The sequence below is a fragment of the Guptibacillus algicola genome, from assembly GCF_020171805.1.
GTDB classification, from domain to species: domain Bacteria; phylum Bacillota; class Bacilli; order Bacillales; family Guptibacillaceae; genus Guptibacillus; species Guptibacillus algicola.
This window is the reverse complement of record NZ_JAIVAF010000001.1, coordinates 554245-572669: the sequence shown is the minus strand read 5'-3', so window position 1 is coordinate 572669 and position 18425 is coordinate 554245. Positions and strand designations below refer to the sequence as shown.

Genomic DNA, 18425 nt, shown 5'->3' with positions numbered 1-18425 from the left:
GGAAAACATATGTTTAAACAAGCGTTTGGTGTTCTACAGCGAGTTGGTAAAGCACTTATGTTACCGGTTGCAATTTTACCTGCTGCTGGTTTGTTGCTTGGTTTTGGTAACGCATTCCAAAACCCAACTTTGCTTGAAAAACTGCCATTTCTTACGGCAGATTGGTTCCAACTACTTGCGACTGTAATGGAAGAAGCAGGTGGAATCGTCTTTGCTAACCTCGCACTATTATTCGCAGTAGGGGTAGCAATCGGTTTATCAGATGGAGATGGGGTTGCAGGACTCGCTGCAATTGTCGGTTTCCTAGTAATGAATATTACGATGGGTGTACTAGAAGGTGTTTCTGCTGATCAAGTAGCAGACAGTGCATCTTATGCAAATGTTCTAGGAATACCTACTCTTCAAACAGGTGTGTTTGGAGGAATTATCGTCGGTATTCTTGCCTCATTTATGTATAAACGGTATTATAATATTCAACTTCCGCAATACCTTGGCTTCTTTGCTGGTAAACGATTTGTTCCAATTGCTACGGCTGTTTCAGCGTTAATTCTTGGAATCATCATGTTGTTTGTCTGGCCGCCAATTCAATCAGGATTAAATGCTTTCTCACATAATATGCTTGATGCAAACCCAGCGCTTGCTGCTTTTGTATTTGGTGTAATCGAGCGTTCTCTCATTCCATTCGGATTGCATCACATTTTCTATTCACCATTCTGGTTTGAGTTTGGTCAATATGTAAACGATGCCGGTGAAATTATTCGAGGCGACCAAAAGATTTTCTTTGAACAATTAAAAGATGGAGCAGAACTTACTGCAGGTACATTTATGACTGGTAAGTTTCCGTTTATGATGTTTGGACTTCCTGCTGCCGCACTTGCGATTTATCATGAAGCACGTCCAGAAAAGAAAGCGGTTGTCGCTGGTATTATGGGTTCTGCAGCGCTAACATCATTCCTTACAGGTATTACAGAACCTATTGAATTCTCATTCTTATTTGTTGCACCAGTGCTATTTGGTATCCATGCCATTTTCGCAGGCCTTTCCTTTATGACAATGGAGTTGCTTAATGTTAAAATTGGTATGACCTTCTCCGGAGGTGTAATTGATTACCTGTTATTCGGTGTTATTCAAGGTAGAACTGCATGGTGGCTCGTTATACCTGTAGGTCTTGTGTTTGCGGTTATCTATTACTTTGGGTTTAGGTTTGCGATTCGTAAATTTAACCTTATGACGCCAGGTAGAGAAGAAGATGAGGAAGATGAAGTTGCTGATGACGGTCAAGAGAATACTGCACTTGCATATAACGTGCTTACTGCTCTTGGTGGTGAAAGCAACATAACAAACCTTGATGCGTGTATTACTCGACTTCGTGTATCTGTTGCGGACAAAGGCGAAGTTGACAAAAACCGCTTGAAACGTCTTGGAGCTTCTGGTGTCATGGAAGTAGGTAACAACATACAAGCAATCTTCGGTACGCAATCTGATGGACTCAAAGGTCAGATTCAAGATATTATCAGCGGGAAAACGCCGAAACCTATACAAGATGAGCAAAAAGAAGAAAAGCCTAAGACAGAGAAGTCAGGCGCAGATCATCTGATCGCTCCGATCGAGGGTAAGATTCTCCCGATTACTGAGGTTCCAGATCAGGTATTCTCAGGTAAAATGATGGGTGACGGGTTCGCAATTGAACCGAATGATGGATTAGTGGTTGCGCCAGTTGATGGCAAGATTATCAACGTCTTTCCAACAAAGCATGCAATTGGGATTGAATCAGTGAATGGTCGTGAAATCTTAATTCATGTTGGAATTGATACCGTTAATCTAAAAGGAGAAGGATTTGAGGTATTCGTTAGCGAAGGTGATGAGATTAAGCAAGGTCAAAAGCTTATGAAAGTTGATCTTGGTTATATTAAAGAACATGCGACATCAACGATTACACCTATCGTCTTCACAAACCTTGATGAAGGTGAAAAGATCGACCTTGCAAAAGAAGGTACGGTTTCTCGTGAAGATAAAGACATCATTACGATTTCTAAATAACATCATATTAATTTGAAAGAGGGATTTTATTATGGCAGAGAAAAATTTTACAGTTACAAGTGAATCAGGAATCCATGCACGTCCAGCAACAGCTCTAGTAAACAAAGCTGGTCAATACAGCTCAGATGTAACGCTTGAGTATAACGGAAAATCAGTAAACCTTAAGTCCATCATGGGTGTTATGAGTCTTGGAATTCAGCAAAACTCAGAAATTACAATCAAAGCAGAAGGATCAGATGCTGACGAAGCGATTTCTGGATTGACTGAAGTTATGGAAACTGAAGGCCTAGGTAACTAATGTCTAAACAACTAACTGGAATTGGCGCTTCAGCAGGAATTGCGATTGCTAAAGCATTCGTTCTTGAAAATCCAGCTCTTGAAATTGAAGAGAAAGCAATCAATGATGTAGACGCTGAGATCGATCGCTTTAACGGTGCTGTTAGTATTGCGAAAGAAGAGCTAGAAGCAATTAAAAACCACGCCAATGAACAGCTTGGAGAAGATAAAGCAGCAATCTTTGCTGCTCATCTTCTCGTTTTATCTGATCCTGAGTTGTTGAATGCTGTTAAAGACAAAGTAACGAACGAAAAAGTTAACGCCGAAAGTGCGATGAATGAAGTTTCGAATATGTTTATTTCTATGTTTGAGAATATGGATAACGAATATATGAAAGAACGTGCTGCAGATATTCGCGACGTTTCTAAGCGTGTACTTGCACACTTGCTTGGTGTTACATTTACAACTCCAGCAAGTATTACTGAAGAAGTAATCGTGCTTGCTGAAGATTTAACTCCTTCAGATACTGCACAGTTGAACAAGCAATTTGTGAAAGGTTTTGCTACTGATATCGGTGGTAGAACATCTCACTCAGCGATTATGGCGCGTTCGATGGAAATTCCAGCAGTAGTTGGAACAAAAACAGTAACTTCAGAAGACATCGAAGGCAAGACTGTCATTATCGATGGAATCGATGGAAAAGTAATCATCGGAGCATCTGAAGAAGAAGTTGCGTCATATACGAAGAAACAAGAAGAGTTCGAAACGAAGAAACAAGAGTGGGCAAAGCTTGTTAATGACCCGACGACGACCAAAGATGGAAAGCACGTTGAGTTAGCTGCTAACATCGGTACACCTGAAGATGTAAAAGGTGTTCTTGAAAATGGTGGAGAAGGCGTTGGCCTATACCGTACAGAGTTTCTTTATATGGGAAGAAACGAGCTTCCGACTGAAGAAGAACAATTCAAGGCGTATAAAGAAGTGCTTGAAAAAATGGACGGTAAGCCGGTCGTTATTCGTACACTAGATATTGGTGGCGACAAAGAACTACCATATCTTAATCTACCAAAGGAAATGAATCCTTTCTTAGGTTTCCGTGCAATCCGCCTTTGCCTTGAAGAAACGGAAATTTTCCGTACACAGCTACGTGCACTACTTCGTGCAAGTGTTTACGGTAACCTAAAAGTTATGTTCCCAATGATTGCTTCTGTTGATGAATTCCGTCAGGCAAAAGCAATTCTCCTAGACGTGAAAGAGGAGCTTACTAGTGAAGGTGTCGATGTTTCTGACGACATGGAAATTGGGATGATGGTTGAAATTCCAGCAACAGCTGCAATGGCAGATGTATTCGCTAAGGAAGTTGACTTCTTTAGTGTTGGAACAAACGACCTCATTCAATACACAATGGCTGCTGACCGTATGAACGAGAAGGTATCATACCTTTATCAACCATATAACCCAGCAATTCTGCGCCTTGTCAAAATGGTTATCGATGCTGCACATAAAGAAGGCAAATGGGCTGGTATGTGTGGTGAAATGGCAGGAGATCAAGTCGCTATACCTATTCTTCTTGGTCTTGGACTAGATGAATTTAGTATGAGTGCTACATCCATTCTCCCTGCAAGAAGCCAGATGACTAAGTTATCAAAAGAAGAAATTTCTTCTCACATTGATCACATACTTTCTCTTGCAACAAACCAGGAAGTTATTGACTATGTGCAAGAACACTTTGCTACAGAAGAGCTATAGTTCCCTATAGCTCTTCTTTTTTTATAGGATTACCTAGAAGTCTACATAGAACCCTTGCTGAAGCTCTCTCCTTGCAATTGTGGAGGGATACAATCAAAATAGACATATGAAACAGATTGGGGGATAACCGATGCATGAAGAATTAACCAAAGCACCAGCATCAATCGTTGATATAGAAAAGTCACTCCGTATGGTTGCAGGAATTATTAAACAGCATGGGCGTGAATTATTAGGCGAATTCTCACTAACACCACCACAATTCCTAGCATTGCAGTGGCTTTCAGATAATGGAGACCTTACTATTGGTGAATTATCCAATAAAATGTACCTTGCATGTAGTACAACAACCGATCTCGTTGATCGTATGGAGAAGACTGAGCTTGTAAAACGGGTAAAGGACCCACATGATAGAAGAGTCGTGCGAATTCATATACTAGAAAAAGGTCACGACATCATTAGAAAAGTAATACAGAAAAGGCAAGCGTACTTAGAAGAAAAAACAAAAGATTTTTCTGAACATCAAATGAAAGCTCTTGAAGAGAGCCTTGCCTTGCTTTATAGCGAGATGGAGACTAAATAACGATAAGCAGATTTGAGAGGCGAAATGCATTGAACAAACCGATAGGCATAATTGATTCTGGAGTTGGCGGATTGACCGTAGCTAGAGAAGTAATGAGGCAACTGCCAAAAGAGGAGATCGTTTATCTTGGCGATACTGCGAGGTGCCCTTATGGGCCAAGGCCTTCAGAAGAAGTTAGACAGTACACGTGGGAAATGACGAAATTCTTACTAGAGCAATACCAAATAAAGATGTTGATCATTGCTTGCAATACAGCAACTGCAGTTGTTCTCAAAGAGTTGCAAGAGCAGCTGACGATTCCTGTTCGGGGGGTTATCAATCCAGGAGCTCGAAGTGCAATAAAAGTCACGACGAATTCCCATATTGGCGTTATCGGCACATCTGGAACAATTGCAAGTGGTGCTTATAAGGATGCGTTGAAATCTGTAAATAATGATATCAAGGTAGAGAGTCTTGCTTGTCCACCGTTTGTTCCTCTTGTGGAAGCTGGAAATCTTGATAGCCAAGAAACGTACGACATTGTGAGCACAACATTGAAACCACTGAAGGATAAAGGAATTGACTCACTCATTTTAGGTTGTACCCATTATCCTTTATTGCAGAAGGTCATCCAATCGGTTATGGGTGATGAGATATCCATCATATGTTCTGGTGACGAAACGGCTTATGAAGTTAGTGGAATTTTAGAATATAGCTCTCTTTTGTATACGGGTGATGAAAAACCATCACACACATTTTTAACAACAGGTTCGATTGGTAATTTCACTAAAATTGCTACTCACTGGCTTGAGCATCCAGTTAAAACAGTAAAACAAATCGACCTCCATTCCCTTTAGAGAATGGAGTTTTTTTATGTAGCGTAATAGTTTTTCATTCCTCAGGTCTAATTTAAATTGTAGCTCGTATAAATGATAGTACAAACCATCTGAGGAGGGATAGCTATGCGTTTACGTGGGGCTATATTCACGATGCTGTTGCTTTTATGTATGATAATCATATCTGGGTGCGGATTTGGATTTGAGAAATCATTAAAAGAAATTGATCCACCAAAGGTTGATTATGCGAATGAAGGTGAAGAACTGGATGACAGCAATGCGGAGGCTCCTGATACGACTGAAGAAACAAAAGATGGAGATTCTGAAGCTTCTACAAATATGTCTAACCGAGAACTTTATTTATTAGACTCTAATGGAATGGTCGTACCGCAAACTGTTCAGCTCCCAGCGGTCGAAGGGGCTGCAAAGCAGGCGCTTGAGTACTTAGTCATCGATGGACCTGTTACGGAGATGCTACCGAATGGTTTTCAAGCTGTGCTTCCTGCTGGAACTATGGTACAAGGAATCAATCAGGTAGATGATACGCTAGTCGTGGATTTCTCAGAAGAATTCAAAGATTACGCAGCTGAGCACGAAAAGCAAATATTAGAAGCAGTAACATGGACGCTAACTCAATTTGAAGGTGTCAAAAACGTTAAAATTCAAATTAATGGTCACGATCAGACTGAAATGCCAGTGAATGGAACGCCGATTGGGGAGAATGTTAGTAGATCGAACGGTATCAATAATGAAATGGGTAATGTAGTAGATGTATCTAATAGTTCTGCAGTTACGGTGTACTTCATGGCACAGAATAACGACTATACGTATTATGTGCCAGTTACAAAGCGTATAGAAGGTGTGAAAAATGATGTGAATGGAGTAATTACTGGTCTACTCGAAGGACCTCCTGTACACTCCGGATTGTTTAGTCAATTTTCAAAAGATCTTAAACTGTTGGATTCAGTGATTAAGGATGGTTTAGTAACGCTTGATTTTAACGAAGCGATATTGACTGGATCAGAGGATATGGTATTAGAACAAGAGCTTCTTAACAGCCTGGTTCTTTCACTTACGGAGAATGCTGATGTCAAAGAAGTAGCCATCACAGTTGATGGACATGAAGAGGTCGTAGACGAAGCAGGAAATATCGTTTCTGAACCGGTCTCAAGGCCTGTAGAGGTTAATAAAGTAGGTTTTTAAAATAGAATATGATAGGATGAGGGGGCAGGAAAACTGCCCTCTTTTTGTTTTGATTTTCGAAAAATAGGGCAAAAGATTCCCATGGAAAGGTACGATGAACAGGAGGAAGATTATGAGAGTCGATGGACGCCAACATAATGAAATTCGTGAAATACATATTGAAAAAGATTACGTAAAACACCCTGAAGGTTCTGTCTTAATAACGGTAGGAGATACAAAGGTAATCTGTAATGCTTCGATTGAAGAGAGAGTTCCTCCATTTATGAGAGGACAAGGGAAAGGCTGGGTAGCTGCAGAATATGCGATGTTACCTAGAGCGACTGAACAGCGGAATATCCGTGAGTCAAGTAAAGGTAAAGTTGCTGGGCGCACAATGGAGATTCAGCGTCTGATTGGTCGTGCACTTCGAACAGTCATTGACCTTGATGCACTTGGTGAGCGTACAATTTGGATTGATTGCGATGTGATACAGGCCGATGGTGGAACACGAACGGCTTCCATTACAGGTGCATTCGTTGCGATGTCACTAGCTATAGAAAAGGGTATGGCGAACAAACAAATTAAGAAAATGCCAATTACAGATTTCCTTGCGGCTACTTCAGTAGGAATCAACACTAATGGAGAGGCTATTCTAGACCTTTGTTATAAAGAAGACTCAACTGCAAAGGTAGATATGAATATCGTTATGACAGGACAAAGTGAGTTTGTTGAAGTTCAAGGAACAGGAGAAGAAGCAACGTTTACAATGAACCAATTGAATGAAATGCTATCACTTGCTCAATCTGGAATTGAAGAACTCATCCAAAAACAAACAGAAGTAATCGGATCGTTCTCCTCTGAGATCAAAGGAGGTAAACAAGAGAATGCGTAAGCTCCTTGTCGCGACCAAAAATAAAGGTAAAGTAAAAGAATTTAAACGGCGGTTTGAGACAGATGAACTTCAAGTTATTTCGCTGTTAGACTTAGATGAAGACCTTGATGTGGAGGAAACAGGGACAACGTTTGCTGAAAACGCAGTATTAAAAGCTGAGACGATTATGCGTATGACGAACCAAATCGTGATCGCTGATGATTCAGGTCTCGTTATCGATGCACTCGACGGTGAACCTGGCGTTTACTCTGCTCGATATGCAGGACCTGAGAAAGACGATGAAGCAAACATCGATAAAGTTTTGTCTGAACTCAAAAATGTACCAGACGAAAAAAGAACAGCTTCTTTTCAGTGCCTATTAGCGGTTGCCATTCCTGATAAAAAAACAGAAGTGTTCTCTGGATCATGCGAAGGTAGGATAGCTCATGAACGTTCAGGATATGAAGGATTTGGATATGACCCTATCTTTTACTTACCGTCTTATCAAAAAACGATGGCTGAACTAACTCCGGAAGAGAAAGATGCGATTTCTCATAGAGGGAAAGCACTCGACCGACTACAAGAAGTTTTTCAAGACTTACTATAAAAGAGGTGAGCGGTTATGAAGGTACTCGTTGTAAGTGATAACCATAGTTCTTCAGAAGAACTTGAAAACCTAGTTAAAAGGCACAAAGACGAAGTCGAATGTATGGTACATTGCGGCGATTCTGAATTTGGTTTTGACGATACGATCATGAACTCATTTCCACTACGTGTAAGAGGGAACTGTGATTTTGATACGAGGTACCCTGAAGATGTATCGGAAACTGTTGGTGGCAAAACCATCTTTGCTACGCATGGACATTTGTACGGCGTGAAGCTGAACTTGATGAATTTAGCGTATAGAGCGGAAGAAACTCAAGCAGATCTTGTTTGTTTCGGGCATTCTCATGAAGCAACAGTCCATTTTGAGGCGGATATTTTGTTTCTAAACCCAGGAAGTATAAGCTTACCGAGGAAACCGAGGATAAAAACGTATGCAATCGTAGAGTGGATTGATAATCGCGTACAGGTTGTTTTTTATGATGATAACGGAGAGCCTGTCGAAGATCTTTCCAGATCATTTGAGCTTGAATCTTAGGAAAACACAGTAACATTTTACTGTGTTTTTTCTTCTGTTCCGGTATTGACTTTATGTTTCTACTTAGGTATATTTATATTTGTCGCTAGAGCTGACAGCTTATACAACGATGTCCCAGTAGCTCAGCAGGATAGAGCAACAGCCTTCTAAGCTGTGGGTCGGGAGTTCGAATCTCTCCTGGGACACCATATACATATTCCCAAAGTCTTTTATCTATTAGATAGAAGACTTTTTTATTTATGTTCTAAAGGAATGGGCAGGTTAGCCATATATATCTGTTTCTTATACATGGAGTTAGGGTATTTTAATAAGAAATGAACGGACTAAGCATGGAAGCACTGTAACTTGAGTTTACGTCTTTATACTGATAAACTGAAAGCTAATCGTAGCTGCGCCTTTCCTGCTGAAAACTCTTTTAATAGAGAATATAAGAGAGTGGAGCGAATACGTCTATGGACAAAGAAAAAGATGAAAGGAAAATAGTTTATTTTCCAAACGTGGCAAGCAAACTTGCCGAAAAAGGTATGGCAGCCCTAAAAGAAAAGAAGATTCAACAGGCACATGAACACTTTAGTCAACTTCTAGAGATCGATCCAGACCACCCACAGGGGCACTTTGGATTGGTACTAAGCCTCGTAGAGCTTGGAGAGTTGACAGAAGCCTCCGATCGTTGCGAAAAGATGATGCAACAAGGTATTGGAGATTACTACGACATTTTTCAAGTATACATATCGATTTTGGTTCAGCTTGGAAAGTATCAGAAAGTAGTTACGATGATCGAAGCGGTTCTAGAAGAACACCAGCTTCCGTCGAACATTGCTGAGTCGCTCTATCAGCTTTTGCATTTTAGTAGAAAAATGACCGGCTATGACGTCGCTTCTGATGACAAACATAACGATGTTCAGGATGAAGACCCAGACATGTTGATAGACTATCTGGAAAGCGAGCAGACGGAAAAGCAATGGTTAGCCATTCAGAAACTGAGTAATGTCAGTGAAGAGATAGCTATACCAGCATATCTAGCATACATAAACGCAACTGGGAAAGATCCGCTACTAAAGAGTCTTGTACTACAAGTATTAAGAGAAAAAAAGCTAGACCAAGAAGTCACCATACATAAGTTTGGAAGAGAAATTTCCGTCAACCCATCTGAGTTGACAGACATCTTTATACAAGAGTTTTCTTTAAGTGTGAAGAAAAAGCTATCTGACCACGTTGAACAGGAAAATCCTGTCCTGTTTGAAATGTGCATGCAAATATGGTGGCATTATCTATTTGCCATTTCTCCATTTGAAGCTGAGCCAAAAAATAGTTCTGTTTGGGCTGCTGCAGTACATATCGTGGCTTCAGATATCAATGGAGAAAGCTATACAAGCCAGCAAATAGGTAGTATCTATGGAGTGAAGCCCTCAGAATTTGAGGTTCCTGCAGATCGTATCAAGCGAATAGAGAATCAGCCTTTCTATCGTCCATTCGAATAGAAATAGTTGGAAACCAATTCTTTTCGCTTGCGATTCAGAGCAAAAATAGTTAAGCTGTACAATGGTAAAGGCGGTGTGAATCATACTGTATGTATTGAAAAGCACCTGTACTATGTTATAATAAAATGGTTGCAAACCCATATTTACTAGTAAAAGAGATCGTTTAAAAAAGCCTTCTGGCGCTTTTATACTCCAAAAAGCGTCATCTTTTTTTAAACGCTCGATTAGTGGAAATATATTTATTGTTGGAGGGAATGTGTAAATGACTGCAAATTGGGAAAAGCTTGAAGGTAATCAGGGCGTCCTTACAGTTGAAGTTGACGCTGGTGAGGTAAATACAGCACTTGATGAGGCATTTAAGAAAGTTGTAAAGCAGGTTAATGTACCTGGATTCCGTAAAGGGAAAGTGCCACGTTCACTATTTGAAAAGCGTTTCGGCGTAGAATCTCTATATCAAGATGCTCTTGATATCATTCTTCCTAAAGCTTATTCAGAAGCTGTAGAAGAAGCTGGAATCGACCCTGTAGATCGTCCAGAAGTGGACATCGAGCAAATCGAAAAAGATAAGAACCTTATCTTTAAGGCTACTGTTACAGTTAAGCCAGAAGTGAAGCTTGGTGAATACAAAGGACTTGAAGTTGAAGAAGAAGACACAACAGTTACAGATGAAGATGTTGAAGCTGAACTTAAAGGACTTCAAGAGAAGCATGCTGAACTAGTAGTCGTTGAAGATGGCGAGATCCAAGAAGGTGACACTGCGATCATCGACTTCGAAGGCTTCCTTGGTGAAGAACCATTTGAAGGTGGAAAAGGTGAGAACTACTCTCTAGAAGTTGGTTCTAACACATTTATCCCTGGTTTCGAAGAACAGCTAGTAGGTGAAAAAGCAGGAGCTGAGAAGGAAGTAACAGTTACTTTCCCTGAAGAGTATCATGCTGAAAACCTTGCTGGACAAGAAGCTACATTCAAAGTAAAAGTTCATGACATCAAGCGTAAAGAGCTTCCTGAGCTAGATGATGAGTTCGCTAAAGATGTTAACGAAGAAGTAGCATCACTTGATGAGCTTAAAAAGACTACAAAAGAAAATCTTGAAAAGCAAAAAGCTGAAGATGCTGATATGAAAAAGAAAGATACGTTGATCGAGAAAGCAGCTGAAAACAGTGAAATCGATCTTCCATCTGCAATGGTTGATTCTGAAGTTGATCGTATGCTTCAAGAATTTGAGCAACGTTTACAGCAACAGGGTATGAACCTTGAGATGTATTATCAGTTCTCAGGACAAGATGAAAAAGCACTTCGCGAACAAATGCAAGAAGACGGTGAAAAGCGTGTACGCACGAACCTAACTCTTGAAGCGATCGCTGATGCAGAAAACATCGAAGTTTCTGAGGAAGAAGTTAACGAAGAGCTTGCTAAGATGGCAGCTATGTACAATATGGAAGAAGAACAAATTCGTCAAATGCTAGCGATGCAAGGCGGCGACGCTGCACTTAAAGGTGACCTGCGCGTACGTAAAGCAATCGACGTGTTAGTAGACAACAGCAAAAAAGCTTAATAGATGTTAATCAGAGAAACAAGGCGCATAACAGCGCCTTGTTTCATACACAAATATGTTGTAATGAAAACATATAATTTAGATAAACATAGTAGTAGGACAATTACTCGATACATATTAAGTCTCCTAAGAGTCGTTTTGCTTCATAACCTTTTGCTTTATATGATACAATTTCAATACATAATCAGGGTTGAAAAACCATTGGTGAATGCCCGTTTGGATTGCTAACGAAGTGATCGGCGTTTCTACATTTGAAATAGCAGAGACCTTTGCAATATCACTATTCGGATTTCATCGAGATCAACGGTTAGGGGTGATTTCATGTTTAAATTTAACGATGAAAAAGGGCAACTTAAATGTTCCTTCTGTGGTAAGACACAGGATCAAGTACGTAAACTAGTTGCAGGTCCAGGTGTTTACATTTGTGACGAGTGTATTGAGCTCTGTACAGAAATCGTAGAAGAAGAGCTTGGAACTGAAGAAGAGGTTGACTTTAAAGAAGTACCAAAACCTCATGAAATCTGTCAGATTCTTGATGATTACGTTATTGGTCAAGAAAAGGCTAAGAAATCACTTTCAGTAGCGGTTTACAACCATTACAAGCGTATCAATGCATCAACTAAATCTGATGAAGTAGAACTTTCTAAGAGTAATATTGCTCTTATAGGTCCTACAGGTAGTGGTAAAACACTTCTAGCTCAGACTCTTGCGAGAATCTTGAACGTTCCTTTTGCAATTGCTGATGCAACGTCTCTAACAGAAGCTGGTTACGTTGGGGAAGATGTTGAGAACATTCTTCTGAAACTGATTCAGGCTGCAGACTACGATGTTGAAAAAGCAGAAAAAGGTATTATTTATATCGATGAAATCGACAAGGTTGCTCGTAAATCAGAGAATCCATCGATCACTCGTGATGTTTCTGGTGAAGGTGTGCAACAAGCACTACTTAAAATTCTTGAAGGAACAACTGCAAGTGTTCCCCCACAAGGTGGACGTAAGCATCCTCATCAAGAATTTATTCAGATCGATACAACAAACATTCTCTTCATTTGCGGAGGAGCGTTTGATGGGATCGAACAGATCATTAAACGTCGCCTCGGTAAGAAAGTAATTGGATTTAGTGGAGAAGCAAAACAAGAGGACTTGAAACCAGGTGAATACCTAAGCAAGGTTCTTCCTGAAGACCTTCTTCGTTTCGGGTTGATTCCAGAATTTATTGGTCGTCTTCCTGTTATCGGAAGCCTAGAACCATTAGATGAAGAAGCACTTGTTGAGATTCTGACTAAACCAAAGAATGCTCTTGTAAAACAATACCAAAAACTTCTTGAGCTTGATGACGTTGAGCTTGAGTTTGAAGATGATGCACTTGTTGAAATAGCTAAGCAAGCCATCGAAAGAAAAACAGGTGCGCGTGGTCTACGCTCGATTATCGAAGGAATCATGCTCGATGTCATGTATGACCTACCATCTCGTGAAGAGATTAAGAAGTGCGTACTTACAGCAGCGACTGTAAGTAAGAAAACGTCTCCTCGTCTTGTTTTAGAAGACGGTTCTGTGATCGATGAAGGTAAAGAGTCACCTAAAGAGAGTGCATAAAGATGGAACCAATCACCTAAGGTGATTGGTTTTTTCTTTTTGGAGAATCCTTTCCAATTTTCCGGTTTATGGAACACTACCTCAGGAGATACTATGGCTATTGAAAATTTTCCAGGAGGTACTGTTATGAATTGGACAGGAGTTGCACTAGCGATACAATTGTTTTTTGGAATTGTGATTGGTTTATATTTCTGGAACCTTTTACGTAATCAGAGGACCCAGAAAGTATCAATAGATAAAGAAGCTCGAAAAGAAATGGAGCAACTGCGCAGACTTCGAAATATTTCGCTGAGTGAACCATTGTCAGAACGGATAAGACCTTCTGGTTTTTCTGAAATCGTTGGTCAGGAAGAAGGGATCCGTACTCTTAGGGCAGCTATATGTGGACCGAACCCGCAGCATGTAATCATTTATGGTCCTCCTGGGGTTGGTAAAACAGCGGCAGCACGTCTTGTACTTGAAGAAGCTAAGCGAAACAGGATGACACCATTTAAGCAATCTGCCATATTCGTTGAACTTGATGCAACAACAGCCCGATTTGACGAAAGAGGCATTGCAGATCCATTGATTGGTTCCGTACATGATCCCATCTACCAGGGAGCCGGCGCGATGGGACAGGCTGGAATTCCACAACCGAAGCAAGGAGCTGTAACGAATGCTCATGGTGGTATCTTATTTATCGATGAAATAGGAGAACTACATCCTATCCAAATCAATAAGCTTTTAAAAGTTCTTGAGGATCGAAAGGTATTTCTTGAAAGTGCCTACTACAGCGAGGAGAATTCCAACATTCCCGCTCATATCCATGATATTTTTCAGAATGGATTGCCGGCTGATTTCAGAATGATTGGAGCGACAACAAGGTCACCGGATGAAATTCCTCCAGCCATTCGCTCTCGATGTATGGAAGTGTTTTTTAGAGAGCTAACGCAGGAAGAAATCTCAAAGATAGCGGCAAGATCTGCTAAGAAATTAAACTTAACAATTATGGATGAGGGAATCGAACGAATAAGCCGATATGCTAGGAACGGCCGTGAAGCTGTTAACCTGATGCAAATTGCTGCTGGTCTAGCGATCACCGAAAACAGAAATAGCATAACAGCTGGTGATATGGAGTGGGTTATCCACGCTAGCCGATTAACGCCTCGTCCTGAGCGGAGAATCCCACATCGTTCTCAAATTGGGTTAGTAAATGGTTTAGCGGTATATGGTCCGAATACAGGTGCTCTCCTAGAAATTGAAGTTACTGCGGTTAAATCTGATAGAGGAAAAGAAGGCACTGTAACGATAACTGGTATCGTTGAAGAAGAGAGCATTGGAAATCAGAGCAAATCCATTCGTAGAAAAAGCCTTGCAAAGTCATCAGTAGAAAATGTAATGACTGTTTTAAAGTCAATGGGAGTACCGTCGAATCACTATCATCTACATATTAATTTTCCTGGCGGAGCACCTGTCGATGGCCCTTCAGCGGGAGTAGCGATTGCGACAGGCATTTACTCAGCTATTAAAGGCAGCCCAATTAATAATAAGGTAGCCATGACTGGGGAAATTAGTATCCATGGGTTAGTTAAGCCAGTAGGGGGAGTATTTGCAAAAGTTTCCGCTGCAAGGGATGCAGGTGCAAAAATTGCAATCATCCCAGATGAAAACAATGAAGAAATGCTCAAAACGATAGAAGGAATAAAAGTAATGCCCGTCAAACACCTTTCAGAGGTTTTCGATGTCGCATTCTTATTAGAAAAGACCGAAGAGTTTCCACCTTTTGCTATAGGAAAATCTCAGCCCGGCAGCTAAGTCGGGCTTTTCTACTTGTTCATAATTTTTTTAACCGTTTGAGCAGGGAAGATTAGACAAGTGTAAGAAAGTTAGGATACAATGAAGTACAACTTATCAACAATGTGGGCTCGGAATTAGAGTATAAATAAAGTAATAGTTTGTTGTGTGGAGGTGCCTTAGATTGAATAATGAACAAAAAACATTGCCCCTACTTCCTTTAAGAGGGTTGCTTGTTTATCCATCCATGGTTCTTCATTTAGATGTTGGCCGTGATAAATCTGTACAAGCACTTGAACAGGTAATGATGGATGATCAACAAATTTTTCTTTCTACACAGAAAGAAGTAGAGATCGAAACTCCTGAAGAAGATGATATATATGAGATCGGAACTCTTGCTACCGTAAAGCAAATGCTTAAACTTCCTAATGGGACAATCCGCGTCCTGGTCGAAGGAATCCAGCGTGGTAAGATCATCGACTTCAAAGAAAATGAAAGTTATTATGAAGTTCAAATCGAGCAGATCGAAGAAGCTGAGGGTTCAACTATAGAAGACAAAGCTTTGATGAGAACAGCTTTAGATTTATTTGAGCAATATATTAAAGTATCCAAGAAGGTCACGGCTGAAACGTTTGCTTCAGTTAATGATATAGAAGAGCCTGGAAGGTTAGCAGATATTATTGCTTCACACCTCGCTCTTAAAATTAGACAAAAGCAAGAGATATTGGAAACATATAGTGCTCATGACCGGTTGAACAAATTGATTGAAATTCTTCAAAATGAGAAGGATGTTATCGATTTAGAAAAGAAAATCGGACAGCGTGTAAAGCGTTCGATGGAAAAGACTCAAAAAGAATACTACTTGCGTGAGCAAATGAAGGCTATACAGAATGAACTTGGCGAAAAAGAAGGCAAAACTGGTGAGATAGCTTCATTAAAGGAAAAGATCGAAGAAGCGAATATGCCTGAAAACGTTCAGGAAATGGCTTATAAAGAATTAGATCGTTATGAGAAGATTCCTCAGAGTTCAGCTGAGAGTTCCGTCATTCGCAATTATATCGATTGGCTCATTCAACTACCTTGGTCTAAGGAAACGACAGATAACCTTGATATCCACCATGCAGAGAAGATTTTGAACGAAGATCATTACGGCCTTGAGAAAGTGAAGGAACGTGTCTTAGAATATCTCGCAGTACAACAATTGACGAAATCACTAAAAGGACCGATCTTATGCCTTGTTGGACCACCAGGTGTAGGTAAAACCTCTTTAGCAAAATCTGTTGCGAGATCGATCGGCCGTGAATTTGTCCGTATTTCACTTGGTGGTGTTCGTGACGAAGCAGAAATTAGAGGTCATCGTAGAACGTACGTTGGCGCGATGCCGGGCCGAATCATTCGAGGTATGAAGAAAGCTGGCACCGTGAATCCTGTATTCCTTTTAGATGAAATCGATAAGATGTCTAATGATTTCAGAGGTGACCCCTCATCAGCGATGCTTGAAGTATTAGATCCGCAACAAAACAATACGTTCAGTGATCACTATATTGAAGAGCCTTATGATCTTTCAAAAGTTATGTTCGTTACTACTGCTAACAACCTTGCGACGGTTCCTGCTCCTTTACTTGACCGTATGGAGGTTATTCAGATTGCAGGATATACAGAAATTGAAAAGGTTAATATTGCAAAGAGCTACCTTTTACCTAGACAGTTGAAGGAACACGGTCTAAAGAAAGGTAACCTTCAAATGAGAGATGAAAGTCTCTATAAATTAGTTCGTCACTATACAAGAGAAGCTGGTGTTCGTAACTTAGAACGTCAAATTGCTACAGTATGCAGGAAAGCTGCCAAGCTCATAGTATCAGGCGAACGGAAGCGTGTGGTCGTAACTGAGAATATGCTCGAGGAGTTGCTAGGGCATCCTAAGTTCCGTTATGGTGAAGCAGAAGCGGAAGATCAGATTGGTACCGCAACGGGTCTTGCCTATACGACAGCTGGTGGAGATACGTTAGCCATTGAAGTATCCTTATCTCCTGGTAAAGGAAAGCTGATTCTAACTGGTAAGTTAGGAGACGTTATGAAAGAATCTGCACAGGCAGCATTCAGTTATATTCGCTCTCGTTCTGAGGAGCTTTCAATCGACCCAACCTTCCATGAGAACAACGATATTCATATCCATGTTCCTGAGGGCGCTACTCCAAAGGACGGGCCTTCTGCGGGTATTACGATTGCGACAGCACTAGTATCCGCTCTGACTGGTAAAGCAGTTAGAAAAGATGTTGGTATGACTGGTGAAATTACCTTGCGAGGAAGAGTACTTCCTATAGGTGGACTGAAAGAAAAGTCCCTAAGCGCACACCGTGCAGGACTAAGAACAATTATTATGCCAAAAGAAAATGAGAAAGATCTAGAAGATATACCAGAAAGCATTCGAAATGACTTAACATTTCTGCCGGTAAGTCATCTAGATGAAGTGTTAAAAACCGCACTTGTGGGGGAAAAGAAATGAAAGTAACAAAATCCGATTTTATAATCAGCGCTGTTAAGCCTGAACAATATCCTGATGACCGATTGCCTGAGATTGGTCTTGCAGGTCGGTCGAATGTTGGAAAGTCGTCGTTGATCAATACGTTGATCAATCGAAAGAACCTAGCAAGAACATCAGGAAAGCCTGGTAAAACTCAGACACTTAACTTTTATCTAATTAACGAGTTACTTTACTTTGTTGACGTTCCTGGCTATGGTTTTGCTAAAGTCTCCAAAAAAGAGAGAGACGCATGGGGCCGTATGATCGAAACGTATTTAACAGATCGTGACGCTCTAAAAGCAGTTATTCTAATCGTTGATCTTAGACACTCTCCATCTAATGATGATGTCATGATGTATGATTGGTTAAAGCATTACGAGATTCCTGTTATTGTAGTGGCAACAAAGTCTGATAAAATTCCTAAAGGTAAATGGGCAAAGCATCTGAAGGAAGTTAATCAAACGTTGAAGATCGAACCGACAGATAAGCTTGTTACTTTTTCCTCTCAAACAGGGCAAGGTAAGGAAGATGTCTGGAGTGCGATCAAATCGTATATTTAAGTATAGAGATCTGGCAATAAGCCAGGTCTTTTTTTGTGTTGATTTTTCTAAAAATTACAAAAATAATGTTTGTCTTACCAAAATAGTGGGAATAGGATTAAACGGTAGCAAACATCAGTATGAAGCTACTCAGTGTTTATGATGATCAATTTTAGGCTCTAAGGAGGGATGATAGCGAAAAGTGGAAATTGAATGAAATATCTAAATATTGGTATGATTGGAATACCGCAGTTTACATAACATTAACTGCTATATGAAAAGTCGATAAGGGGGACAAGTGGA

Annotated in this window: 15 protein-coding genes and 1 tRNA gene; all 16 read left to right on the top strand. The window is 40.4% G+C overall.

Translation table 11 applies throughout. The features are described from left to right. Positions 1 to 9 precede the first annotated feature (9 nt). Positions 10 to 2040, top strand: coding sequence for a glucose-specific PTS transporter subunit IIBC (gene ptsG, locus LCM09_RS03120; protein ID WP_224878655.1), 2031 nt, complete (start codon positions 10 to 12; stop codon positions 2038 to 2040). A 31-nt stretch (positions 2041 to 2071) separates the two neighbouring features. Beyond that, positions 2072 to 2338: a phosphocarrier protein HPr gene (locus LCM09_RS03115; RefSeq protein ID WP_224878654.1), complete on the top strand. Its 267-nt coding sequence runs from the start codon at positions 2072 to 2074 to the stop codon at positions 2336 to 2338. Further along, complete coding sequence (ptsP, locus tag LCM09_RS03110; protein ID WP_224878653.1) at positions 2338 to 4065, top strand: phosphoenolpyruvate--protein phosphotransferase; 1728 nt, start codon at positions 2338 to 2340, stop codon at positions 4063 to 4065. The genes LCM09_RS03115 and ptsP overlap by 1 nt, the downstream gene beginning before the upstream one ends. A gap of 130 nt (positions 4066 to 4195) precedes the next feature. Continuing rightward, positions 4196 to 4645, top strand: coding sequence for a MarR family winged helix-turn-helix transcriptional regulator (locus tag LCM09_RS03105; RefSeq protein WP_224878652.1), 450 nt, complete (start codon positions 4196 to 4198; stop codon positions 4643 to 4645). Between the two features lie 29 nt (positions 4646 to 4674). Further along, positions 4675 to 5481, top strand: a complete 807-nt coding sequence (gene racE / locus LCM09_RS03100) for a glutamate racemase (RefSeq protein WP_224878651.1) — start codon at positions 4675 to 4677, stop codon at positions 5479 to 5481. A 105-nt stretch (positions 5482 to 5586) separates the two neighbouring features. Further along, positions 5587 to 6663 carry a GerMN domain-containing protein gene (locus LCM09_RS03095; protein ID WP_224878650.1) on the top strand — a complete coding sequence of 359 codons (1077 nt, stop codon included), beginning with the start codon at positions 5587 to 5589 and terminating at the stop codon, positions 6661 to 6663. 112 nt (positions 6664 to 6775) lie between these two features. Further along, on the top strand, positions 6776 to 7534 hold the full coding sequence (rph, locus tag LCM09_RS03090) for a ribonuclease PH (RefSeq protein ID WP_224878649.1): 759 nt from the start codon (positions 6776 to 6778) through the stop codon (positions 7532 to 7534). Beyond that, positions 7527 to 8120, top strand: a complete 594-nt coding sequence (locus LCM09_RS03085; RefSeq protein WP_224878648.1) for an XTP/dITP diphosphatase — start codon at positions 7527 to 7529, stop codon at positions 8118 to 8120. The genes rph and LCM09_RS03085 overlap by 8 nt, the downstream gene beginning before the upstream one ends. Before the next feature lie 15 nt (positions 8121 to 8135). Then, complete coding sequence (locus tag LCM09_RS03080) at positions 8136 to 8654, top strand: metallophosphoesterase (RefSeq protein ID WP_224878647.1); 519 nt, start codon at positions 8136 to 8138, stop codon at positions 8652 to 8654. Between the two features lie 111 nt (positions 8655 to 8765). Further along, positions 8766 to 8842: transfer RNA gene (locus LCM09_RS03075), tRNA-Arg, on the top strand. Positions 8843 to 9106: 264 nt separating this feature from the next. Beyond that, a complete protein-coding gene (locus tag LCM09_RS03070; RefSeq protein WP_224878646.1) occupies positions 9107 to 10135 on the top strand; it encodes a tetratricopeptide repeat protein in 1029 nt (342 codons plus the stop codon). Positions 10136 to 10397: 262 nt separating this feature from the next. Continuing rightward, positions 10398 to 11690 carry a trigger factor gene (gene tig, locus LCM09_RS03065; RefSeq protein ID WP_224878645.1) on the top strand — a complete coding sequence of 431 codons (1293 nt, stop codon included), beginning with the start codon at positions 10398 to 10400 and terminating at the stop codon, positions 11688 to 11690. A 321-nt stretch (positions 11691 to 12011) separates the two neighbouring features. Continuing rightward, positions 12012 to 13286, top strand: coding sequence for an ATP-dependent protease ATP-binding subunit ClpX (clpX, locus tag LCM09_RS03060; protein WP_224878644.1), 1275 nt, complete (start codon positions 12012 to 12014; stop codon positions 13284 to 13286). Positions 13287 to 13412: 126 nt separating this feature from the next. Next, complete coding sequence (lonB, locus tag LCM09_RS03055) at positions 13413 to 15080, top strand: ATP-dependent protease LonB (RefSeq protein WP_224878643.1); 1668 nt, start codon at positions 13413 to 13415, stop codon at positions 15078 to 15080. A 226-nt stretch (positions 15081 to 15306) separates the two neighbouring features. Continuing rightward, a complete protein-coding gene (lon, locus tag LCM09_RS03050; RefSeq protein WP_404800788.1) occupies positions 15307 to 17565 on the top strand; it encodes an endopeptidase La in 2259 nt (752 codons plus the stop codon). After that, positions 17562 to 18143 carry a ribosome biogenesis GTP-binding protein YihA/YsxC gene (gene yihA / locus LCM09_RS03045; RefSeq protein ID WP_224878641.1) on the top strand — a complete coding sequence of 194 codons (582 nt, stop codon included), beginning with the start codon at positions 17562 to 17564 and terminating at the stop codon, positions 18141 to 18143. Before lon ends, yihA begins: the two co-directional genes overlap by 4 nt. The last annotated feature ends 282 nt before the right edge of the window (positions 18144 to 18425 follow it).